The following is a 22,218-nucleotide window of genomic DNA, read 5'->3' as shown; positions in this document are numbered from 1 at the left end:
GTTTTAGGTTAAGTATGTTCAATGCACTTCTATCTGTAACACCAAATAGATTGACATTGAAATACATAACAAAAGAATGAGCACATTCCAAGAATTAGGTCTTAACGAAGACCTTTTAAAAGGTATTACAGATTTAGGTTTCGAAACACCATCTGAAGTACAAGAAAAAGCAATCCCAATATTATTAAACGAAGAAAAAGATTTAGTGGCCTTAGCGCAAACTGGAACTGGTAAAACTGCTGCATTTGGTTTCCCGATGCTTCAAAAAATTGATATTGATAGTCGTACCACTCAAGGCTTAATATTATCTCCTACTCGTGAACTTTGTTTGCAAATAGCAAACGAAATGAAAGCTTACGGTAAATACTGCAAAGGTTTAAATGTTGTTGCTATTTATGGAGGTTCTAGCATTACAGACCAAGCGCGCGAAGTAAAACGTGGTGCGCAAGTTATTGTTGCTACACCTGGTAGAATGAAAGATATGATTAGCAGAAGGTTAGTAGATATCACTAAAATTCAATATGCAGTTTTAGATGAAGCAGACGAGATGCTTAACATGGGTTTTAAAGAAGATATTACAGATATTTTATCTGGAACACCTGAAGATAAAAACACATGGTTATTTTCTGCAACAATGCCTAAAGAGGTAGCAACCATTGCAAAAAAGTTTATGAAAAGTCCACAGGAAATTACTGTTGGACATAAAAACGAGAGTACAGATACTGTTTCTCACGAATACTATTTAGTAAATGCACGCGATCGTTACCAAGCTTTAAAACGTTTGGCAGATGCTAATCCTGATATATTTTCGGTTATTTTTTGTAGAACAAAACGTGATACACAAAAAGTTGCAGAACAATTAATTGAAGATGGCTATAGTGCTGGAGCATTACATGGTGATTTAAGTCAGAATCAACGTGATATCGTGATGAAGCAATTTAGATCGCAACAAATACAAATGCTTGTAGCAACAGATGTTGCTGCACGTGGTATTGATGTAGATGATATTACACATGTAATTAATTACCAATTAAGTGACGAAATAGAAACCTACACACACCGTTCTGGTAGAACTGGACGAGCTGGAAAAACTGGTGTTTCTATGGTAATTGTTTCTAAAAGTGAAGTACGACGTTTAAAAAGTATTGAACGTATTATTAATAAGAAATTTGAATTAAAAGAAATTCCAAACGGAATGGAAATTTGCGAAGTACAGTTAATGTCTTTAGCTAATAAAATTCATAATACCGAAATTAATCACGAAATTGATAAATATCTTGAAGATATAAACGCACTATTTGAAGATACTAGTAAAGATGAATTAATTAAGAAGTTTTTCTCTGTAGAGTTTACACGTTTCTTTAATTATTACCAGAAGTCTAAAAACTTAAACGTAGTTGCTGGAGATACTAATCGTGAAAGTCGTGAACCAAGCGGTAATGCTGCACGTTACTTTATTAACGTAGGTGAAAAAGATGGCTTCGATTGGATGAAATTAAAAGATTTCTTAAAAGAAGTTTTAGATCTTGGTCGTGATGATGTTTTTAAAGTAGATTGTAAAGAAACCTTCTCTTTCTTTAATACCGAAAAAGAACACCAAGAAAAAGTATTAGCATTCTTTACAGACTTTAAACACGAAGGTCGTTTTGTAAATGTTGAAATTACTGAAGATAAACCAAGTCGTGGTGGACGTGGTCGTGGAAACTCTGGTGGTGGAAGACGACGAGATGGTGGAGACAGAAAACGCTCAGGAGGTGCAGACAGACGCTCTTCTGGTGGTGGAGATAGACGCAGCAGTAGACGTAGTGAAGGTTCTGGAGATAATAACAGAAGCGACAGAAGACGAGGAAGCGAAGATAGACCAACACGCTCAAGACGAAGCGAAAGTGGAGACAAAGATAAAAGCGCATTTAAAACTACGCATTCTAGATCTGGACGCTCTAGAAGAAAAGATTAAATAAAAAAATCCCAAACTGTTAAGGTTTGGGATTTTTTTTAGCGTCTTAGAGTAAAATGACCTCTATATTCTTTACCATTACTTGGTCTTTTTACCAAGAACCAATAATCTGAAGTTGGCATTAATTTGCCATTAAAGGTACCATCCCATCCACGAGAACGTGGATCTAAAGGTGTTAATAGTTTTCCATACCTATCGAAAATTAAAATTTTTAAATCTGGTTCAGATTCTGAAAATTTTATTTGCCAAAAATCGTTTACTGTATCATTATTTGGAGTGAAAAAATAAGGGTAAAACAACAAAAACACCTCTTCTAATGTTACACCACAGCCTAATTTATCTCTTACATACACTAAGTATTCTCCAGTATTTAAACCACTAAAGAGATTACTATCTTGGTAGGTAATACCATCTAAAGAATATTCATAATCACCTAAACCATCTACAAAAACTCTAATTTCGTTTTCATTAATAGTCCAATCTACAATAGCTACATCGTTAATTAAAGCTTCATCAGATTCTGTAACAGTTATGCTTTGAGAACTGCTGCAGCTTAAAGCTGGAACGGTTGCATAATTATTAGTTACGGTAACTGTGTAATTACCTGGAGAAGTTATGTCTATTGTAGATGTAGTTTCACCTGTAGACCATAAATAAGCATCGAAACCAGCAGGTGCTGAAACGGTTAGCGTTTCATTAGAACAAATAATCCAATCGGTTTGCATGTTTATAACTGGAACTGGTCTTACATCAATAAAAAATGATAAGGTTTGGTAACAAAACACATTAGTCGTTTTTTCAATTCTAGCAAAAATTTCTTCGAAACTAGTTGTGTTTTGATAATTACCTAAAATGGCATCTGTATTACTGTCTGCATCATCTTGAGAAAGATGATAAGACACATTATAAGTACCAGACGAACCTAAAAGTATTGTACTATCTTGAGACGATAAGCTAAAAGTCTCTACTCCATCATTATCATTTTCACATAAAAATAAATTGTCTGGTTGGTTAGGTGCAAAATAATCATCTATAGTAATATTAAATGAGGAAGTATCGTAACAATTTACATGAGTTGTATTTTCAATTCTTATAAAAATAGTTTCATTTGAAGATTGATAGACATCTGGCAAAGCACCTACATTATTGTTGGCATTATCTTGAGTTAAGTGATAAGTAATATTAAAACTAGAAGCCATTTGGCCATTCAAAACTTGATCATTAAATAACGACAAATTAATTGTTTCTTGTCCGTTTTGAGTAGCGTCGTCACATAAAAACACATCTGCAACCGTATTTGCAATTGGAACTTGAGATACTATTAAATTAAAAGAAGTAATGGCGTAACATAAGCTATTGTCTACATTAAAAATTTTAACAAAAACCTCTTGATTATTTGTTGTGTTAGAATAGTTGTTAGCCAACATATTGGTATCATTTACAGCATCTAATGCTGTGGGAAAGTAACTTACATTAAATTGTGTAACAGACTGGAAGCCCAATATTTCTATGTTTTTAGATTGTAAATTAAAAACTTCTATACTATCGTTAGAAGTGTCATCGCATAAAATATAATCTGATACTGCATTTGCAAAAGGCACATCGCTAATAGTAACCACTCTATCTTGTGTTATTGTATCTGCTCCTGAAGTAGTAGTTACATTAACATTATATTGTCCTGTATTTGCATAATTATGTGTGGGATTTTCTAATGTTGAAGTATTACCATCTCCAAAATTCCATAAAATAGAATCTATGGTATTACTTGTATTTACATAAAAATTAGTAGCTGCTCCCAAACATGTGTTTTCTACAACAATTCCAGCAGAAAAAAACGATTGAATAAAAGGTGGTAAACCAAATCTTGCAGATCTTCCATTTAAGCTCACAGCTTCATCAATATAGTTGGCTCCAGTGCCCAAAATATCTGGATTTTCTATAACGCTTAAAAAAGTTTTATCTACTTTAGACATGTAAATTTTGCCATCTATTGCTAACTGTAAACCAGCAAAAGTTCCAGAACCTTCAAACAAAATAGTATCAGAATTTATAACATCTGTAGCATTGCTTAAAGTAATATTAAATTGATGAATTTTAGAATTTCCAGAATAATTAGCATCAGAGACATACAAAGTATTACTATCTGGTGAAAATTCTACTCCATAAGGACCATCAGATCCATTCTCAGTAAAAATACCATTAATAAAAATCGGGTTGCTAACTAATCCTGTAGCAGTATCAAAATCAAAAACTTCAACAAAATTTGGTTCGTAAGCTTGAGCAAGTGCCAACCGTTCTCCATTGGGAGAAAATTTTAAATTCCCAATAGCGTTACTTGTGTTTCCTCCTCCATGAAAAGCACCTACAGTAGACGTAATTGGTGTAGTATTAACACCTGCTGGAGTAACTAAATATGCAAAAAAATTATTACTGTTCCACTCGTGTGTAATCACCCAAATATCGTTTCCGTTTGTGTGCTCTATGGCAGATATTTTTTCTGCTGTTGGTGTTGTAAGTAGTATATTTTTATTAGCATTAACATCTCCATTCCCACCATTTAAAGTTAAATCTACTTCAGAATATCTCAGACCATTAGGTCCAGCTTCATCATCTACAGTAAAAATATAATAAAGATTAGGATTATTAGGTTTTGGGACTATGATACCAGATTGTGTACTCGATGGATTTCCAAAAAGTCCAGTACCATTTGGCATTACATTATGGCTTTTATCCCAAACACGAATACCATCTGTATAAAAAAGAAGTTGTCCATTACTATTAGAAATTGTTGAACAACCTTCATTTGTACTTAACATACCATTTGTTAAAGCCACAGGTGCTCCACTGTTAAAATCTAAACCTGCATTAAATCCAAAATACCATATAGCTGCTTCGTTTTGAGCTTGAATTGAAGAAAACGATAACAAGAACGTAAGCAGTAATAATACTTTAAATTTCATTTAATAATTTTTTACAAAGATGAACATATAATTTAAAAATTTATAATACTACAAAGACTTAACTAAAAAATTAAGCCTTTTTGTTAATATTAAGTCAAATAAAGAGTTTTAAGTGCACTAAATAAAATTTGTTTAGTACTTTTATGGCTTGATAAAAATCAATGAAACACTTTTTTATTTTACTCTTATTACTTTGTTCCTTTTTTGCATTTGCTCAAGAAGGAGATACAGAAAACACATTGAATAAAGATAAAGTAGAAGGTGTTTTAATAGACTCTCAAACAAACGCTCCAATTGAGAGTGTTAACATTGTTAACTTAAACCAAGTTATTGGTACTACTACAAATGAAGCTGGAGAATTTACTCTAAAAGCTAAAGTTAACGATACGTTACATTTAACATACATTGGTTACAAATCTATTAAAGTACGTGTAACAAACGATTGGCTAAAATTTGGAAGTTCTAAAATTATTTTAACAGAATTAGCACTTGCTTTAGAGGAAGTTGTAGTTAACGATCTTAAACTTACTGGCTACCTAGAAATAGACATTAAACAAGTACAAGTAAACACAAACTATCGTTATAGCATCTCTGGGCTAAGCTCTGGTTATGAAGCTGGTAATAATAAATCCCCAAATAAAATAAGTAAAGTTTTAGGTTCTATATTTAATCCGTTAGATTTTCTCTACAATACTTTTAGCAGAAAAGGCTCCGAGCTTAAAAAGCTAAAACAGATGAAAAAAGACGACGAAATTAGAAACCTTCTCGCTTCTAGATTCGATAGAGAAACGCTTATGGTATTATTACAAATCACCAAAGTAGATTTAGATGAAATTGTCTCTCAATGCAATTACTCTAAAGATTTTATTAATAAAGCCAACGATCTTCAAATGTTAGATGCTATTAGTCAATGTTATGAAGAATACAAGGTATTAAGTCGAGATAGAAAGAAGTAATTACTCCTTAGTCTACAACGTTCAATTTGCAAATAAATTTCAAGCACTTAGATTGTAAAATCTAAAACTTAATCTGGTTATAACTTAGGATTAGAGTATAAAGCTATTCTATTACCTTCGGTATCTATAAACAATCCCATTGCACCTATTTCTGGTGAAATTTCTGTAAAGTTTTGAATAATTGCACCTCCATTTTCTACAACTGTTTCTAATTGTTTACTAATATCGTTAGAGCTAAAGTAAATTAAGACACCTTTAGTATCACTTGGTGTGTAAGCCTCATTTAGTACTAAAGCACCAGAGGCTCCAGGTTTTTTATCATATATGGGAAACCATCCCATAAAAACACCTTGAAACGTTTCTATTTTTATTTCAATATTAAATACAGTCTCGTAAAAAGCTTTAGCGCGTTCCATATTGGTTACTGGAATTTCAATCCAACTAATTAAATTACTTTCCATAGACGTTAATTAAAGTTAATAGAACTGCTCTAAAGATAATAATTTTTAGCTTCAAGAAGACTAATGGTTTTTAGCTTCATAATAACGCTCAATAATTTCGTTGTAACTTTTAATGGTCTTTTTACACCAATCGAGACGCTTCTCTAGTTTTTCGTTTTCGGTAAGTTGCCAATCTATGTTTGTTTTCTTCAACTTAGTTGTAACATGTTGCAAAATAATAGCTGCAGATACCGAAATATTTAAACTCTCTGTAAAACCAGACATAGGAATTTTTAAAAAAACATCTGCTTCTTTTAATACCGCTTCCGAAAGCCCTTCGGTTTCTCTTCCAAAGAAAAAACAAGACTTTTTGGTTACATCAAAATCATACAACTCACAATCCTCTTTATGTGGTGTAGTGGCAACTATTTGGTAGCCTTTAGTTTTTAAATCTTTAATACACGTTTTAACAGAATGGTATCGGTTTAAATCTACCCACTTTTGTGCTCCCATTGCAATTTCTTTATCTATCTGCTTAGAATTGGTCTCTTCTACAATATTTACTTCTTGTATACCAAAGACATCACAACTTCGCATTACTGCACTTGTATTGTGTAATTGGTATACGTCTTCTGTAGCTACTGTATAAAATTTTGTACGTTTATCTATGACCTTATGAAACCGTTTTATTCTATCTTCGGTAAGAAAGGTTTCGAGATGTTCTAGGAGTTTAATGTCAATCATATCGTAAAAATAAAAAACCTCATGCAAATAGCTTACGTTTTAGAATCTATATTTTTACATGTCTTGATAAAAGAAATAACAGTAACTTTATACCGTTAATATATAACAATGAAACATATTGTAGTACTTACTGGAGCTGGAATGAGTGCCGAAAGCGGACTTAAAACTTTTCGTGATGCTAATGGTCTTTGGGAAGGACACGATGTCATGGCAGTTGCTTCTCCAGAAGGATTTATTGCTAATCCTGAACTAGTTTTCGAGTTCTATAACCAAAGACGTAAACAATTACTAGATGTAAAACCTAATGCAGCACATTATGATTTGGCAAGTTTAGAACACCAATATAAAGTAACTATTATTACTCAAAATGTAGACGATTTACATGAACGTGCAGGAAGCACAAACGTAATTCATTTACATGGCGAATTACTAAAAGTACGTTCTACAAAAAATGAAGACCTTGTGAAACCTTGGACAAATAACTTAAATCTTGGAGATTTAGACGAAAACGGACACCAATTAAGACCACATATTGTTTGGTTTGGTGAAGCTGTACCTTTAATTGACAAGGCTGTAGACATTTGTAACACAGCAAATGTTTTGTTAATTATTGGCACCTCTATGCAAGTATATCCTGCTGCTAGTTTAATACATTATGTTCCAGAAAACACACCTACTTATTTTATAGATCCAAATCCAACAATATCAAGCTCTAAAACTTTAACTGTTATAAAAAATACAGCAACAAAAGGTGTTCGAGAATTTATTAACTTAATACATTAAATGAGAGTCTTATTCCTTCAATTTTTTATTTGTTTTACAGTTATAGGTTATAGCCAAGACAACTCATCTTTTATTACCTCTTTTAAGCATAAAATTATGCTAAAAGCCAATATTAATACACAAACCGAGTCGTATTCCATACAAAAAAGTGACACTGAAAATTTTAGTTTAGCAGCCAATACTATTTTTAAGTTTACTGCTTCTGCCAATTATGAGTTTATTGGTTTAAGTATTGGTTTCTCTCCTAAAGACAGAAGTTTACCTTACAAATCTTCATTTCAAGACATTACACTGCGCTTATTTTTAAACCAATGGATACAGAATATGCAGTACAGACGTGTTCGTGGGTTTTACAGAGAAGGTGAAATTCTTAATGGTCAACAGGAGGAATTTCCAGATTTTAAAACTACAAGCTGGAATGGTGCAACGTCTTTTGTAATAAATCCTAATTTCTCTTTAAAACATGTTCTATTTAATACAGAGTGGCAACGCAAAAGCACTGGAAGTTTAATACCTACTTTACGTTATGGATACCAACGCTTTTCAGACAAAATAGATGGTAATAAAGAAGCACAAAACATTTATAGTATTGCTCTGGCTTCAGACTATTACTATACTTGGGTAATAGAAAACAATTGGTTTGTAACACCTTCTGTATCTCCAGCAATAGGTATTCGTTATACCGATTATAATTTGGCTGAAGTTAATGAGCAAAACACCTTATTTACAACAGCTTTAAACTTAGGTTTATACTTTGGTTACACTTCTGAAAAAATAGTAGCAGGTGCCAATTTTAATTTCGATTCTAAAGCGACTAATGCCAAAACAAAAACTAATATTATAAGCGATAGAAGTTATGCCAAACTCTATTTTGGATATCGTTTTAATGCACCAAAATCTTTAGAAAGAAGAGTAGATTGGTTAAAAAGCAAAATTAAAAAGTAACATGAGATTATTTATTATTTTAATTGTTTTATTAAGTTTCAAGACCTTGTCTGCTCAAGATATTAGTAAACAGAAATGGAAACACAGAGTGTTATTAATTTTTACTTCTGAAGAAAATGCTGAAGACTATAAAATACAATTAAGCTTTTTAAAAAATAGTGAAGAAGGCTTTAAAGAAAGACAACTAATAATTTATGAAGTTTTACCACATCAATATAAATCTACACTATATAAAACCAAGTCAAATTGGAAAAAAGAGAAGCAACTTTATAAAAAACACATGAATTTTGAAGATAAATTTAAAGTCGTTTTAATTGGACTAGATGGAAAGATAAAAAAGATTAAAAATACGCCTTTAACAAAACAACAATTGTTTGGTATTATAGACGCGATGCCAATGCGACAATCTGAAACACAAAAAAATTAAACGAACTCCTTTTAAAGATTCATTTCCTTAATACTCTTAATACGATTTCTTTCTAAAAAAGCATCAATAGTTTCAAAATGTTCGATAACACGTTGTTCTTTAAATTCAAATACTTTTTGAGATAAGCCTTGTAAGAAATCACGATCGTGAGATACCAAAATTAGTGTACCATCGAAACTTAAGAGCGCATCTTTTAAAACATCTTTAGACTTTAAATCTAAGTGGTTTGTTGGCTCATCGAGAATAAGCAAATTAACAGGCTCTAGTAATAATTTCACCATAGCTAATCTGGTTTTTTCTCCTCCAGACAATACACTTACTTTCTTATCGATATCGTCGCCTTTAAACATAAAACGACCCAAAATATTTTTAATTTGCGTTCGTACATCTCCTTTTGCAACAGTATCTACCGTTTGAAAAACGGTTAATTCTGTATCTAACAAAGCGGCTTGGTTTTGAGCAAAATAACCAACATGCACATTATGACCTAAACTACACTTTCCCTCTACTTCTATCTCACCAAGTATAGATTTAATCATGGTAGATTTCCCTTCTCCATTTCGCCCAACAAAACTCACTTTCTCTCCTCTAGCAATAGAGAAACTAGCATTTTTAAATACTGTATGATTACCATAGCTTTTTGTTAACTCGTCTACTATTACAGGATAATCACCAGAACGTTGTGCAGGTGGAAACTCAAGTTTTAATGCCGCATTATCTACTTCATCAATCTCTATAATTTCTAGTTTTTCTAGCATACGCTCACGAGAAGACACTTGGTTAGTTTTAGAATATGTGCCTTTAAAACGTTCTATAAAAGCCATATTATCTGCAATATACTTTTGCTGTTCTTGGTAAGCTTTTATTTGGTGTACACGACGTTCTTCGCGTAATTGTAAGTAATGTGAATAGTTGGCTTTATAATCGTAAATGCGTCCCATAGTTACTTCTATAGTACGATTAGTAATATTATCTATAAACGCTCTATCGTGAGAAATCACCATTACAGCATTGGCTTTGTTTACTAAAAAATCTTCTAACCAGATTACAGATTCTATATCAATATGGTTTGTAGGCTCATCTAACAAAATTAAATCTGGCTTTTGCAACAGAATTTTTGCTAATTCAATTCGCATTCTCCAACCACCAGAAAACTCGTTAGTTAATCTGGTAAAATCGTCTTGCTTAAAACCCAATCCTTTTAAAGCTTTCTCTACTTCTGCATCGTAATTTACATCTTCTAAAGCATAAAATTGTTCGCCTAATTCGCTAACTTTTTCTATAATAGACATATACTCGTCACTCTCGTAATCTGTTCGAGTTTCTAATGCTTTATTTAGAACGTCCATTTCATTTTTCATCTTAAAAATGTGTGCAAACGCTTTAGAAGCCTCTTCAAAAACAGTACAATTATCTTCGGTTAGTAAATGCTGAGGCAAGTAAGCAATTACAGTCTCCTTTGGACAACTTATTTTACCACGTGTAGGATTTTGTACACCAGCTACAATTTTCATCATAGTAGATTTTCCTGCACCATTTTTTCCCATTAAAGCTATCTTATCGTTTGGATTGATAACAAAATTTACATCACTAAATAAAGTTGTACCACTAAATTCTACTGCTAAATTATCTACTGTAATCATGTCTATTCATTTGAAAGCGCGAAATTAATAAAAAGGTGAATACGCGCTTTATTAAAATTAGATTTTATATTAATAAAAAATACCTTTTTTATACTACAGTAATTTCAATTCACAATAGTAAAACGTAAATTGCAAGTCATATAAAAATGAAATTTATGAAAGAGAATACCATACTAAATTATATAAAAGATGTATTAGAAAACAAAACAAAAGATTGGCTTAATCTTACCACACATCGCTTGGATATTTATAACGAAGCATTAGCTAAAACTGAATTTTTAGAGCAGTTTGAAAACTTATTTAATAACAATAATTCTAAAACCAAAGCACTTAGCCAGTTACCTACTGCTTACGATTATATAAGACTTGGCCATCCATTATCGTGTATTTTAGAATGGGCAATTGCTAAACTAAACGACTTAAAGGCTGAAAATGTTGTTAGTTTTTCATCTCAAACCATGCCTATTTTAGCTATTCTTAGAAAAAATAAATTCGATAAGAAAAACACGCAAATCTTGTATTCAGGTAGTTTGCCTCATTTTTTTGATGTTAACGTTTTAAAAACCATTTATGGTTATTCGTTTCATTTAAAACAAGTTGAAGACACTTTAGATGTTTCAACATTTAATGGTTCAACTATTTTTATTTCGAATGAAGATAAAATAAACCCAACAACGCTTAACGCTAATATTGATTTTTACATTACTGGTTATGCTACGCTTGGAAGTGTTTTACTAATGCATGGCAAGCAAAACGAAACTTATGTAAAAGACATACAGCACGTAAGACGTAGAGAAACCATTGCAATGACTCCAAATCATGCGCTTACAGCATTAAACGCACTTACTAATCACTCAATAATTAATAACTCAAATATTCAGTTAGAAGCACACAAAGCTGCTGTTCTAAAAGCAATTAAAACAATTACTAATACAACTACTAAACCATTAGTAGCTTCAAGTGGCTTGTCTATTCAATATGCCATTTTAATGGGCTTAATACACCATGCAGTAGAAAACCATAAAGAAAAACCCATTAAAATTGTGGTGCCACCAAATTGTTATGGAGGTACAAACGACCAAGCCAGACGTGTTGCTGCCGCTCTTGACCATGTAGAAGTGGTGGATTTACCAGTAGATGGTGGTAATGATATGGTTAAAAGCATAGATTCAGTTTTAACTACTATTGCACAACAAGATGCTATACCATTAATAATTGCAGAGATTCCAACCAATCCAAGAGTTGAGGTTCCTAATCTTTTACAATTAAAAGCTGTTTTAAGCCAAGAACGTAAAACTGCATCAGGTAGTTTAGCAGTAGCTCCTATTTTTATTTTAGACCAAACGTTTTGTCCAAATGTTCAATTTTTAGGAAAAGAGAATATATTGTCTAGTATTAAAACCATTTCGTTTGCTAGTGGTTCTAAATTTCCAAGTGGTGGACAATGCACTGCTGGTTACTGTGTAGGTAATACAAAAACAGAGGATTTAATAGAAAAAATTGAACAGCACCTTATACTCTGTGATAACCAAGCCACAAAGCAGCAGCTAGAAATATTAGCAAAACAATTGCCAAGTATGACGCAAAGAATTAAAGATGCTTATGTAAATACACGTGAGTTTGTAAACTTTATACAAGAGGCCTTACCAGAAGCTAAAATTAATTTTATATCTAAAACCTTATCAACACAAGGTTTTACACCATCTGTTTTTTCTTTAGATCTACCAACAAAAGGCAATACTGATGCAGAAAAAGAAGAGTACAAACGCAGTTTAAATTTAAAACTTATTAATTTAATGATTACCAAAATACCAAGCGATAGCAAATACTGTGTAAGCTATGGACAACTAAAAGGCTGTTACTGGACTATTCCAGCAACATCTACACAAGGCACAACCAAAGAAGGTGATAAAGATTATATTGTACGTGCCTCACTCTCTCCTTCTTTAGATTTAGAGAAACACAAAGAGGTGTTTAAAGAATTTGTAGATAGTATATGAAATCGTTAATTTTTTTAATTAACTATATTTACTTGTTAGCATACATTACGGAAATCCGCAATAACCATTAAAATTTTCGTAATAGATTTACAATTATTACAAACCATTAACAAAATGAAAAGAAAATTACTAGCACTTACTTTTGGATTATTAACATTTTTGAGTTGTTCAGACGGAGAAACGAAAAAGCAATTGTCTGAATTAAAAACTGAACTTGAACAAACAAAAGCGGAATTGAATAACTGTTCGGCTGAATTGACTGAAATAATAAAACCTCTCTCTTATATTAAAGTGATAACTAGTTCACTTTTTGCTGACGTTATACAATTCTTTTTACTTATTTATTGGCTTTTACAGCAGGAAAAGTAGGTGTGTTCTACAACAGAATTACGAAAATCGAAAAAGTAATGCGGAAAGTTGCAGGTGTTGTTTTCATATTAACTGGATTATATTATGTTTCAATTTTCACTGGAATATTGAAATAGCCAACGCTAAGATTTATAAGATTAATTACCAGAAACAATATATGTGTTGTTTAAAGAATAATTAAAATTAGTGTTTAATTATAAATAATTAAGTTCAATACAATCTAAAGTACAAGATTATAATTAAAATAAACTTCCCAAATAATCTCGCTCGCAATCCAAAACAATTGAGTACTTTCGCGCACTATTAAAAATAGGATTATTATGAAGCGCATAAACGAGTACAGAAAGTTATTTGAAGTGGAAGCACAACCAACACTTGGAGAACTTAAAAAAAAATACAGAAACTTAGTTAAAGAATGGCATCCTGATAAGTTTCAAGATAACGATGAAAAAGCTGCAGAAGCAGAAGAAATGGGACGTAAGGTTATAGATGCTTACCATTTTTTAGTTAGTATTGCTCCAGAAACTAAAGAGGCTAACTTAGAGGAATACAACACAACTATTAACTCTCCTATTATGGATTGGAAACACAAAGGTTTACTTTTAGAAATCACATTTTTAGATGGTAATACTTATGAGTACTTTGGTGTTAATAAAGCCTTATATATAAAATTTTCTCAAAGCGACAAGCAAACACGTTTTGCTAAGCGTAGTATTTTTAATTCGTTTACTTACAGAAAAATTAAGAAGAAAGACGTTGTTGCTTAATTAAGCATAAAAAACAATACCATAAAAAAAGCCTTAAAATATAATTTTAAGGCTTTTTAATTTGTTACCAATTACACAATTAGTCTTCGCGTTGTAAATCTAAATCTTGAAAATCGAAACTAAAATCGATGTTTGGAGAAATACCTTTTAGTTTGATACTTTGTACTTTGTTATTATTATCTACACTAAACGTTACAAAGGCATCTGCATTCATATCTTGGTATTCCCATTTTACTGCAAAAGTATTGTTTTTATAAAACTGTAATTCTCCATTTAGTTTTGGTGAGCGTAAAAATTTAATATATAACTTACCTTTTTTATTAAAAACTTCTGCTTTACCAAACCAATTGTCTCTATAAAAACCCGTATAGTTTTTAGCATTAATTTTTGATGCGTCTGCAGTGGCTACTTCTTCCCATACCTTTTTGGTATAATCATCATTTCCTGTTGCACGCTGCTTAAAATAAGCAGCATATTTATCTACCCAGTTAAAATTATCTAAGCCTAAATAATCGTCTGTAATTGCATTTGCAACTGCAGAAAACAAACCTCCACCATCATCACTAGTATTAGTTAAAATAACAACTCCTAAATTAAGGTCTGGAATCATGACTGTATTAGATAACATACCTGGCAAACCTCCTGTGTGTTCTACTTTTAGGTTTCCTTTTACATCAGATACAAACCAACCCAAACCATAGCCTGAAAAGTGTGAATTGTATCTTGGATTTGAATCTGCACTCATTACGGTGTGCATTCTCCACATTTCGCGATGGTTTACTGTAGAAAACAATTGTTTCTTTAAATCTTCTCCAAACTTTCCTTTGTTTAATTGTAATAATATCCATTGTGAAAGATCATCTACATTAGAGAAAATACCACCTGCTGCTCCATTCATCATTTCTTTAAAAGTGGGTATCACTCTAATTTCGCCTTTTTCTACAGCATGTGATGCAGATAAATTACTAGTATCTTTTATTTGATCTAACGATGCATAAGTATTATCCATATTTAAAGGTTCTAGAATATTAATTCTAACAAATTCCTCCCAAGTCATATTACTTTTTCTAGCAATAAGTTCTCCAGCTACTAAGTATAATAAATTATCGTAGTCCCATTTGGTTCTAAAAGCTGACTCTGGTTTAAAATATTGAAAGCTAGACAGTAAATCGTCCATTGTAAAATCGGTTCCATCAGGAAAAAACATTAAATCTCCCATGCCTAATCCTAAACCACTACGATGGGTTACTAAATCTTGAATATTAAAATTATCTTCAACATACTGATTATACATTCTAAATTCTGGAATATGGTCTTTTACCTTATCTAGCCAACTTATCTTACCTTCTTCTACTAAAATAGCCAATGCAGCTGTGGTAAAGGCTTTACTATTTTAGGCAATTGCAAATTGTGTATGCTCGTATAATGGACTTTGTGTTGTAATAGATTTAACACCATAACCTTTGTTGTGTATTATTTTCCCGTCTTTTACAACAGCAACTGCACAACCAGCAACATTAAATTTACTCATTGCATAGTTAACTAAAGAGTCTACCTGCTTAGAGTTCATTTGTGCATTTACCATTGAGGTAAACATTAAAACAATTAAAAGAATGGCTTTTTTAAATGTAGAAATTTTCATAATAATACCTTTAAGATTAATTATTGTCTTCATTTTTTATTTTTTTCCTCTATCCATCTACTCATATACTTGGTACTTTGTATAGTGTGATGCATGAGCATGCTTCCTGTAAAATTATGAAGCCTAATATAATTTAGATTTTTTTGGGTGTTTTCAACTTTTAATAAAAAGTCATTTGTGTATAGTTGTTTATCAAAACGAACATTTATAATTGTTACTCCTAACTTTTGTTTACCATTCCAAAAAAATTTATTCGTGTAGAGTTCTACTGCCTTATCTGCAAAATCTTTAGTCTGGTCTTCTACAAAACCATTAGGCTCTAAATCGCCATACATACCTTCTGCTCCAATACTTGTTGTTATACAAGGTACGCCATTTAACATGGCATCTATAATTTTTCCTTTTAAACCTGCACCATAACGCAAAGGCACTAAGCACACTTTATATTTCTGCATAAGTGAATTTATATCTTCTACAAAACCTTTAATTAAAAAGCCTTCTGCTTTGTTCTGTAATTGTTTTGCTTGTTCGGTAACATAAGCACCATAAATATGCATCTCGGCTTTTGGTAGTTTTTTCCTAATAAGTGGCCAAATATTTTGTTTTAAGTGTAATAAACCATCTATGTTGGGTTGATGTAAAAAATTACCAACTGTTATAAAATGCTTTCGATTTTTGAAATTTGGTAAGTCTCGTTGAGATTTTAAGGTTATAGAATTTAATAAAAAAGGTAAATAAATTAACAAATCGTGACTAACATGAAACTGCTCTTTTAGTATTTTAATTTCTACTTCAGAAATAATAATAGATAAATCGCATCTAAATATACTAGCTATTTCACGCTTAGCCGTATCATTATATAGGTAACTCGTATCAAAAACAGCATGATCTTTTAAAGCTTGCTGTCTGCCACGTCTTAAACAGTGTAAGTCTTCTGTATCTAATATTCTAAGGGCATTTGGACACTGTTCTGCAACACGCCAACCAAACTGTTCCTCTATCATAAAACGATCAAAGAGTACTACATCTGGATTTAATTTTTTAATAAAAGTATCGAAACTAGAATCGTTTAGTAATAGTGTTTTGGTTTGTACCTCTATTTGTTTTAAATCGAAAGCATTGTCACTTTTCGTGCATGCTGTAGCAAAGGTAATTTGATAATTTTTAGACTTAAAAATTTCTATAATTTGCATCATTCGGCTTCCAGCTGCAGAACTTTGAGGTTCTGGCCAAACGAAACCAATGATGAGCAATTTTTTATTCAATTTTAGAAATCTAAAACGTATTATTAAAGTAACGTAATTTTATGTAAAAAATTATTCTGGTTTAGGTGCTAGTGCATATATGGCTCTAACTTGCTTTGCCCAAGTTAATACATCTTGAATTTGAGCATCGCTTAATTTAGCTTCGGTATGCGTCCAAGTGTAAGATTGTAAAGGCATTTCTTTTTCCTCAACCATCTCAATTAACTCTTCCATTTTATGGTCTTTACGTTTAATAGAACTATTTTCCCATGTAGATACATTAAAATGTTTTGTTCCATGCTTAACATGGTCTGCCATCCAATAATTTACAGGTGTTATATTACTGTACCATGGATATCGTGTCGAACTACTATGGCAATCGAAACAAGATTCTGTTAATATTGCTTTTACGTTTTCTGGCGGTTTAGTATCTTCATAAAATGCTACTATAGACTCTATAGAGCCTTCATTTTTTTCTGGCCCAAAGAATTGAGCAACCACAAATACAATTAATAAAAGCAACAGTATTTTTTTTAAAATTTTCATAAGTTATTAGGAATTAGTTATTTAATGATGTTTTATTTTGATGAGACACTTATTAGTGTGCGCAGTTCATTTTTATTAATTTTAGAGTCTAAAAATAATAATTTCATTTGACTACTGAAGCTTTATATCAAGAATTAAATTATGTTAATCATTCTAGAGAGAAACGATTATACTATGCCAATCTAGTTATTAATAATCCAAATTTAATCCCAAAACTACTGGAGATCCTATTTATGGTTGACGATAAGATTTCTCCAAGAGCTGCTTGGGTATTCGAGTTTATGTGTGGCGAAAACCTAAATACCATTATTCCATATTTAGATTGTTTTACCGAAAAAATGAATACTGTACATTTGGACTCTGCAGTGAGACCTGTTGCAAAAGTTTGCGAATACTTAATAAAAGCGTATTACAGCAAACAAGATAGTGCTATAAAACACGCACTGAATACAGTACATCAAAAACGAATTATAGAATCTTGTTTTGATTGGATGATTAATGATGAGAAGATTGCGCCTAAAGCCTACGCCATGAATACTTTATTTCTTTTAGGAAGTGATCACAAATGGATACATCCTGAATTAAAAATAATATTAGAACGCGATTACCAAATGCAAAGCTCCGGATTTAAGGCAAGAGCTAGGCATATTTTGAAAAAGATTAGAAAATAGTGAATAGTGAATGGTGAATGGTGAATGGTGAATGGTGAATGGTGAATGGTGAATGGTGAAAACTAATTAAAACTTTTAACTCTTAACTCCTAACTTTTCACTTTGTTAATTATCTTTGCACCTTTGAAAATGTTGAAATAAACAACACAAATCTATGTCATTATCTGTATTAAACGCGATTTCACCTATAGATGGTCGCTATAGAAATAAAATTGAAGTTTTAGGCAATTATTTTTCTGAAGAAGCACTAATTAAATATCGTGTTTTAGTAGAAATTGAATATTTTATTGCGCTATGCGAAATTCCTTTACCTCAACTTAAAGCTGTAGACTCTAGTAGTTTTGAAGATTTAAGAGCTATTTATAAAAACTTTTCGACAGAAGATGCACTAGCCATAAAAAAAATTGAAAGTGTTACAAATCATGATGTTAAAGCCGTTGAATATTTTATTAAAGAACAATTTGATGCTTTAGGTTTATCTGAGTTTAAAGAATTTATCCATTTTGGATTAACTTCTCAAGACATCAACAACACAGCCATTCCGTTAAGTATTAAGGAAGCAATGAACGCTGTTTACGTACCACGTTACTTCGAATTAGTAAAGCGTCTTGAAGAACTATCTAACGATTGGGCTGCAATACCAATGCTAGCAAGAACTCACGGTCAGCCTGCATCTCCTACGCGTTTGGGTAAAGAGATTGAAGTATTTGTTGTACGTTTAAAAGAGCAATTTAATTTACTAAACGACATACCTAGTGCTGCTAAATTTGGTGGCGCAACTGGTAATTTTAATGCTCATAAAGTGGCTTACCCAAACATAGACTGGAAAGCTTTTGGTGGAACTTTTGTTCAAGAAAAATTAGGTTTACAACATTCTTTTCCAACAACACAAATTGAACATTACGACCACATGGCTGCTTTGTTCGATGGTTTAAAACGAATAAATACTATTATTGTAGATTTAGATCGTGATATCTGGACCTATGTTTCTATGGACTACTTTAAACAGAAAATTAAAGCTGGAGAAGTAGGCAGTAGCGCAATGCCACATAAAGTAAATCCAATAGATTTTGAAAACTCTGAAGGTAATTTAGGCATAGCTAATGCTATTTTCGAGCATTTATCTGCAAAATTACCTATCTCACGTTTACAACGTGATTTAACAGATAGTACTGTGTTGCGAAATGTTGGTGTGCCTTTTGGACATACACTTATTGGTTTTCAATCGACTTTAAAAGGGTTGAATAAATTATTATTAAACGAACCAAGATTTGCTCAAGATTTAGAAAACAATTGGGCTGTAGTTGCTGAGGCAATACAAACTATTTTACGTCGTGAAGCCTACCCAAATCCTTATGAAGCTTTAAAAGGTTTAACAAGAACTAACGAAGCTATAACTCAATCTTCTATTTCTAATTTTATAGACACTTTAGAAGTAAGCGATACTATTAAAGCAGAATTAAAAGCCATTTCACCTAGTAATTATACAGGAATATAATATGTTTACAGACAGACAATCGCTTTATCTAATTGGTATTTTAACTGGTCTATTTTTTTTAGCTGGCTTAAATAACCTACTGGATTACCTGATTGTAAAAATTGTATTAGGATGCCTGTTTTGTTTAATTTTAGTTAACTTAGTAATAGTTACAAACAACAAAGAAAAGACCGAAGACTCTTAAACAAGAAATACGTTTAAAATAACAAAAGGCTTATCTCTCGATAAGCCTTTTTTATTTAAATATAAGCTATAAATTACTCTCTAAAATAGTCCATAACTTTTTGAAGTTGATTGCCATCTACATCTGATTTTTGCATTTCAGAAATTAATTGATATAATTTTTCTGGTTGCATATTGTCTCCTATAACTCTAATTATAGCAAATCCTAAATCGCTAGAGCTTGCCAATACTAAAAATTCATCGACACTATCTTCTGCTCCCATGGTATTAGCTCTAAATTTCAAGCCATTATCGCTAAACTCCATTAACTCGTCATACTTATCATTTTTAAAGATGGTTACTGCTTTATTTAACTCAGCGTCATAATTTTCTTTATTATCACCTGTAACTTTGTAAGCAAGTACGTTAACCTTCTCAAAGGAATTATAAATATTTTTCTGGTCTTCGCTAAACTCAACTTCAGAGAGGTCAAACATATCTGGAGCGAAATCTATAGTTAAAAATTCTGGTTTATCTTGATGATCTACAAAGTAGTTTTGTATAGAATTTTCATCTTTACAACTCACAAAAGCAAGTGCAAACAAAAAGCTAAAACAAATGGTTTTTATAAATGATTTCATAGTGATAGGATTGATGAGTTTAGTGATTTTTTATTTTTTACTTTTCTTGTCTAATTCTTTTCCACCTGGTAAATCAAATGCGTTAACAAGTTTAGAAATTAGGTTTAAATCTATATCGCCTACAAAAGAAACTAACACAGATTCCATACCTCTTTTCTTTCCGTTAATAGTGATGTCTGAATCTTTTAATACAGCATCTAAGCCATTAACAAACATTAATAGTTCTGCTATATGGTCTTCGTTTTTACCTTCTTTAACATAAAATTTCACCACCATACCATTGTCTTTAATTTCCATTAATTCTTCTAAAGCACTTGATCGAGAGTTTACCCATTTAGCCATATCGCTTGAAATGGTTTTATTTTCTGTCGCTAGAGTTTTAAAGCTAGTAATACTTTTTACCATTTTTATAAAATCTTCAGCATCGGCATCATCTGTGTCTACATTAATCTTTGCTAACATTTGAAACATTTTAGGCTTAATAGAAGCGTATGATACATTATCATTTGCGCTATATTTTTCAAAAATATCGCTTTGAGCCATTGCTGTTAATGGCATTAATACTATTGCAAAAGCAAATGCAATTAGGGTCTTTTTCATTGTGTTTAATTTATTTATTGTGTTCATTTTTTTCGTTTTTAAAGTGTTCATTTTAATGTGTTGTAGTTAGATTATTGAGTTTGCGTTTAAAATTTGTTTTTAGTGTTTAAATTTATTTTGCGCTAGTTTCAAGTAAACTATACTACCTTTTTAGTATGCGATCCATAGGATTGATTACTTCTTTTAAATAGTCAATTTGTGTGCCAGCTTTATTAATGGCATCTAAATAACCTACTTGTGTTGTACCTTGGTTAAGGTGTTTAGACATAATTGCTAAAGCTTCTTTGGCGTTGTTAATTTCAATTATCTCTTGATCTGTAAATGTTGGTTCTCCTGTACTAAAAGGTTTAGTAATAAAAACAGATACCATAAGAACCGCAACTGCTGCAACAGATAACCACTTGTAGTTAAATCGCTTTTTCGTTTTTAGTGGTAGTTGTTTAGTAAACTGTTTTTGTTGGTTTATCAAAAAATAGGTAAACATTGGTTTATACATTTCTAGATGTGGCGCAACAGTGTCTTGCGAAAAATAGTCTTTTAACTGTTGCTCTTCTTGTAGTGATGTTTCACCGTTTTCGTACTTTTCTAGTAAATTTTCTATATTATTTAATACCATAATTATGTGTATTAGTTAATTTTTCTCTTATTGTTTTTCTTGCTCTTGATAAAGCTACACGTATTGCAGTTTCATTCATATCAAGCATTTTAGCTATTTCTTTAAAATCGTATTGCTCTACATCTCGTAATTGTATTACCATTTTTTGTTGTTCTGGTAACGCTTCCATTATTTTACCAACCCAATCAATACTATCGTTTAATTCTACTTCTTTTTGAAGCGAAACACTATGGTCTTGATAATTATTATGCACAATTTTTAAATTTTGTGCTTGTTTAGACTTTAATTTATCGAAACAAAAATTCTTTGTCATCGTCATAGAAAAAGCTTCTACATTTTTATAATCTTTAATCTTTGTTTTATTATTCCAAAGTTTAATTAAAACTTCTTGTGTTGCATCTTCAGCCTCTTCTCGAGATACTAGCAATCTTTTTGCTAGCCTAAAGACTTTATCCTTAAAAGGAGATACAATATTTAGAAATTCTAATGGTGTCATTTAAATTGGTTGGTTTATGTTATTACGACGAACGTCTTTCTATTTTGTTACAAAACATTTAAATTTAATTTTAAATTAAGTACTTTTAAGCTGAAAAAGAAAACATTATAT

At 31.4% G+C, this 22,218-nt stretch carries 22 protein-coding genes and 1 pseudogene; 10 read left to right on the top strand and 13 right to left on the bottom strand.

All coding sequences use genetic code 11. The annotated features are described in order from the left end of the window. Positions 1-76: 76 nt before the first annotated feature. Complete coding sequence (locus tag P8H50_RS07725) at positions 77-1,957, top strand: DEAD/DEAH box helicase (RefSeq protein WP_300207433.1); 1,881 nt, start codon at positions 77-79, stop codon at positions 1,955-1,957. Positions 1,958-1,995: 38 nt separating this feature from the next. On the opposite strand, the gene P8H50_RS07720 is transcribed toward P8H50_RS07725, so the two are convergent. Further along, positions 1,996-4,917 carry a T9SS type B sorting domain-containing protein gene (locus P8H50_RS07720; RefSeq protein ID WP_300207431.1) on the bottom strand — a complete coding sequence of 974 codons (2,922 nt, stop codon included), beginning with the start codon at positions 4,915-4,917 and terminating at the stop codon, positions 1,996-1,998. A gap of 161 nt (positions 4,918-5,078) precedes the next feature. Here P8H50_RS07720 and P8H50_RS07715 point away from each other — a divergent pair, with 161 nt between their 5' ends. Next, on the top strand, positions 5,079-5,873 hold the full coding sequence (locus P8H50_RS07715) for a carboxypeptidase-like regulatory domain-containing protein (RefSeq protein ID WP_300207429.1): 795 nt from the start codon (positions 5,079-5,081) through the stop codon (positions 5,871-5,873). A gap of 77 nt (positions 5,874-5,950) precedes the next feature. On the opposite strand, the gene P8H50_RS07710 is transcribed toward P8H50_RS07715, so the two are convergent. Together P8H50_RS07710 and P8H50_RS07705 are read right to left on the bottom strand one after the other, a co-directional pair. Continuing rightward, positions 5,951-6,334, bottom strand: a complete 384-nt coding sequence (locus P8H50_RS07710) for a VOC family protein (RefSeq protein ID WP_300207426.1) — start codon at positions 6,332-6,334, stop codon at positions 5,951-5,953. 60 nt (positions 6,335-6,394) lie between these two features. Further along, entirely contained in the window at positions 6,395-7,057 is a 663-nt protein-coding gene (locus tag P8H50_RS07705; RefSeq protein ID WP_300207424.1) for an RNA methyltransferase, read from the bottom strand. Between the two features lie 108 nt (positions 7,058-7,165). Between P8H50_RS07705 and P8H50_RS07700 the strand changes: the two genes are divergently transcribed. The 3 genes from P8H50_RS07700 to P8H50_RS07690 are packed head-to-tail and all read left to right on the top strand — an operon-like array spanning position 7,166 to position 9,212. After that, complete coding sequence (locus P8H50_RS07700) at positions 7,166-7,840, top strand: NAD-dependent deacylase (RefSeq protein ID WP_300207422.1); 675 nt, start codon at positions 7,166-7,168, stop codon at positions 7,838-7,840. Next, positions 7,841-8,785 (top strand): DUF4421 family protein, encoded by a 945-nt coding sequence (locus tag P8H50_RS07695; RefSeq protein ID WP_300207420.1) that lies wholly within the window; start codon positions 7,841-7,843, stop codon positions 8,783-8,785. A gap of 1 nt (position 8,786) precedes the next feature. Continuing rightward, complete coding sequence (locus tag P8H50_RS07690; RefSeq protein WP_300207418.1) at positions 8,787-9,212, top strand: DUF4174 domain-containing protein; 426 nt, start codon at positions 8,787-8,789, stop codon at positions 9,210-9,212. Positions 9,213-9,223: 11 nt separating this feature from the next. Here the strand turns inward: P8H50_RS07690 and P8H50_RS07685 are convergent, their stop codons facing one another. Beyond that, complete coding sequence (locus tag P8H50_RS07685; protein WP_300207415.1) at positions 9,224-10,855, bottom strand: ABC-F family ATP-binding cassette domain-containing protein; 1,632 nt, start codon at positions 10,853-10,855, stop codon at positions 9,224-9,226. 155 nt (positions 10,856-11,010) lie between these two features. Here P8H50_RS07685 and P8H50_RS07680 point away from each other — a divergent pair, with 155 nt between their 5' ends. From P8H50_RS07680 to P8H50_RS07670, 3 genes are all read left to right on the top strand, one after another. After that, on the top strand, positions 11,011-12,855 hold the full coding sequence (locus tag P8H50_RS07680; RefSeq protein ID WP_300207414.1) for a PLP-dependent transferase: 1,845 nt from the start codon (positions 11,011-11,013) through the stop codon (positions 12,853-12,855). A 114-nt stretch (positions 12,856-12,969) separates the two neighbouring features. After that, a complete protein-coding gene (locus P8H50_RS07675; protein WP_300207411.1) occupies positions 12,970-13,224 on the top strand; it encodes a hypothetical protein in 255 nt (84 codons plus the stop codon). A gap of 320 nt (positions 13,225-13,544) precedes the next feature. After that, positions 13,545-13,991 (top strand): KTSC domain-containing protein, encoded by a 447-nt coding sequence (locus P8H50_RS07670; RefSeq protein ID WP_300207409.1) that lies wholly within the window; start codon positions 13,545-13,547, stop codon positions 13,989-13,991. A gap of 79 nt (positions 13,992-14,070) precedes the next feature. Here the strand turns inward: P8H50_RS07670 and P8H50_RS07665 are convergent, their stop codons facing one another. The 5 genes and pseudogenes from P8H50_RS07665 to P8H50_RS07650 form a co-directional block, all read right to left on the bottom strand. Continuing rightward, positions 14,071-14,538, bottom strand: coding sequence for a DUF3471 domain-containing protein (locus tag P8H50_RS07665; RefSeq protein WP_300207544.1), 468 nt, complete (start codon positions 14,536-14,538; stop codon positions 14,071-14,073). Between the two features lie 21 nt (positions 14,539-14,559). Then, positions 14,560-15,369 (bottom strand): annotated as a pseudogene (locus tag P8H50_RS07660) (serine hydrolase domain-containing protein); the annotation flags it as partial. Between the two features lie 15 nt (positions 15,370-15,384). Further along, entirely contained in the window at positions 15,385-15,666 is a 282-nt protein-coding gene (locus P8H50_RS11080; protein WP_366900969.1) for a hypothetical protein, read from the bottom strand. Next, a complete protein-coding gene (locus P8H50_RS07655) occupies positions 15,663-16,898 on the bottom strand; it encodes a glycosyltransferase (RefSeq protein WP_300207407.1) in 1,236 nt (411 codons plus the stop codon). The genes P8H50_RS11080 and P8H50_RS07655 overlap by 4 nt, the downstream gene beginning before the upstream one ends. 51 nt (positions 16,899-16,949) lie before the next feature. Continuing rightward, a complete protein-coding gene (locus P8H50_RS07650; RefSeq protein WP_300207406.1) occupies positions 16,950-17,423 on the bottom strand; it encodes a heme-binding domain-containing protein in 474 nt (157 codons plus the stop codon). Between the two features lie 107 nt (positions 17,424-17,530). On the opposite strand from P8H50_RS07650, the gene P8H50_RS07645 reads away from it, so the two are divergent. Beyond that, positions 17,531-18,094 (top strand): adenylosuccinate lyase, encoded by a 564-nt coding sequence (locus P8H50_RS07645; protein ID WP_300207404.1) that lies wholly within the window; start codon positions 17,531-17,533, stop codon positions 18,092-18,094. Between the two features lie 154 nt (positions 18,095-18,248). Further along, positions 18,249-19,592 (top strand): adenylosuccinate lyase, encoded by a 1,344-nt coding sequence (purB, locus tag P8H50_RS07640; RefSeq protein ID WP_300207402.1) that lies wholly within the window; start codon positions 18,249-18,251, stop codon positions 19,590-19,592. Positions 19,593-19,849: 257 nt separating this feature from the next. Here the strand turns inward: purB and P8H50_RS07635 are convergent, their stop codons facing one another. The 4 genes from P8H50_RS07635 to P8H50_RS07620 all read right to left on the bottom strand — a co-directional run bounded on the left by P8H50_RS07635 (position 19,850) and on the right by P8H50_RS07620 (position 22,107). Next, positions 19,850-20,395, bottom strand: coding sequence for a DUF4252 domain-containing protein (locus P8H50_RS07635; protein WP_300207400.1), 546 nt, complete (start codon positions 20,393-20,395; stop codon positions 19,850-19,852). A 30-nt stretch (positions 20,396-20,425) separates the two neighbouring features. Further along, positions 20,426-20,995: a DUF4252 domain-containing protein gene (locus P8H50_RS07630; RefSeq protein ID WP_300207398.1), complete on the bottom strand. Its 570-nt coding sequence runs from the start codon at positions 20,993-20,995 to the stop codon at positions 20,426-20,428. A gap of 142 nt (positions 20,996-21,137) precedes the next feature. After that, positions 21,138-21,611 carry a hypothetical protein gene (locus P8H50_RS07625; protein WP_300207396.1) on the bottom strand — a complete coding sequence of 158 codons (474 nt, stop codon included), beginning with the start codon at positions 21,609-21,611 and terminating at the stop codon, positions 21,138-21,140. After that, positions 21,598-22,107 (bottom strand): sigma-70 family RNA polymerase sigma factor, encoded by a 510-nt coding sequence (locus P8H50_RS07620; protein ID WP_300207394.1) that lies wholly within the window; start codon positions 22,105-22,107, stop codon positions 21,598-21,600. Before P8H50_RS07620 ends, P8H50_RS07625 begins: the two co-directional genes overlap by 14 nt. Positions 22,108-22,218 lie beyond the last annotated feature (111 nt).

This window comes from Lacinutrix sp., assembly GCF_029238095.1.
Taxonomy (GTDB): Bacteria; Bacteroidota; Bacteroidia; order Flavobacteriales; family Flavobacteriaceae; genus Lacinutrix.
Note: the sequence above shows the minus strand (reverse complement) of the source record. Positions and strands in the feature narration are given on the sequence as shown.

What these genes read in the sequence shown, in the direction of transcription:
- P8H50_RS07725 (WP_300207433.1), top strand. Translation starts at nt 77, where the DNA reads ATGAGCACATTCCAAGAATTAGGTCTTAACGAAGACCTTTTAAAAGGT.
- P8H50_RS07720 (WP_300207431.1), bottom strand. Translation starts at nt 4,917, where the DNA reads ATGAAATTTAAAGTATTATTACTGCTTACGTTCTTGTTATCGTTTTCT.
- P8H50_RS07715 (WP_300207429.1), top strand. Translation starts at nt 5,079, where the DNA reads ATGAAACACTTTTTTATTTTACTCTTATTACTTTGTTCCTTTTTTGCA.
- P8H50_RS07710 (WP_300207426.1), bottom strand. Translation starts at nt 6,334, where the DNA reads ATGGAAAGTAATTTAATTAGTTGGATTGAAATTCCAGTAACCAATATG.
- P8H50_RS07705 (WP_300207424.1), bottom strand. Translation starts at nt 7,057, where the DNA reads ATGATTGACATTAAACTCCTAGAACATCTCGAAACCTTTCTTACCGAA.
- P8H50_RS07700 (WP_300207422.1), top strand. Translation starts at nt 7,166, where the DNA reads ATGAAACATATTGTAGTACTTACTGGAGCTGGAATGAGTGCCGAAAGC.
- P8H50_RS07695 (WP_300207420.1), top strand. Translation starts at nt 7,841, where the DNA reads ATGAGAGTCTTATTCCTTCAATTTTTTATTTGTTTTACAGTTATAGGT.
- P8H50_RS07690 (WP_300207418.1), top strand. Translation starts at nt 8,787, where the DNA reads ATGAGATTATTTATTATTTTAATTGTTTTATTAAGTTTCAAGACCTTG.
- P8H50_RS07685 (WP_300207415.1), bottom strand. Translation starts at nt 10,855, where the DNA reads ATGATTACAGTAGATAATTTAGCAGTAGAATTTAGTGGTACAACTTTA.
- P8H50_RS07680 (WP_300207414.1), top strand. Translation starts at nt 11,011, where the DNA reads ATGAAAGAGAATACCATACTAAATTATATAAAAGATGTATTAGAAAAC.
- P8H50_RS07675 (WP_300207411.1), top strand. Translation starts at nt 12,970, where the DNA reads ATGAAAAGAAAATTACTAGCACTTACTTTTGGATTATTAACATTTTTG.
- P8H50_RS07670 (WP_300207409.1), top strand. Translation starts at nt 13,545, where the DNA reads ATGAAGCGCATAAACGAGTACAGAAAGTTATTTGAAGTGGAAGCACAA.
- P8H50_RS11080 (WP_366900969.1), bottom strand. Translation starts at nt 15,666, where the DNA reads ATGAAGACAATAATTAATCTTAAAGGTATTATTATGAAAATTTCTACA.
- P8H50_RS07650 (WP_300207406.1), bottom strand. Translation starts at nt 17,423, where the DNA reads ATGAAAATTTTAAAAAAAATACTGTTGCTTTTATTAATTGTATTTGTG.
- purB (WP_300207402.1), top strand. Translation starts at nt 18,249, where the DNA reads ATGTCATTATCTGTATTAAACGCGATTTCACCTATAGATGGTCGCTAT.
- P8H50_RS07635 (WP_300207400.1), bottom strand. Translation starts at nt 20,395, where the DNA reads ATGAAATCATTTATAAAAACCATTTGTTTTAGCTTTTTGTTTGCACTT.
- P8H50_RS07630 (WP_300207398.1), bottom strand. Translation starts at nt 20,995, where the DNA reads ATGAAAAAGACCCTAATTGCATTTGCTTTTGCAATAGTATTAATGCCA.
- P8H50_RS07625 (WP_300207396.1), bottom strand. Translation starts at nt 21,611, where the DNA reads ATGGTATTAAATAATATAGAAAATTTACTAGAAAAGTACGAAAACGGT.
- P8H50_RS07620 (WP_300207394.1), bottom strand. Translation starts at nt 22,107, where the DNA reads ATGACACCATTAGAATTTCTAAATATTGTATCTCCTTTTAAGGATAAA.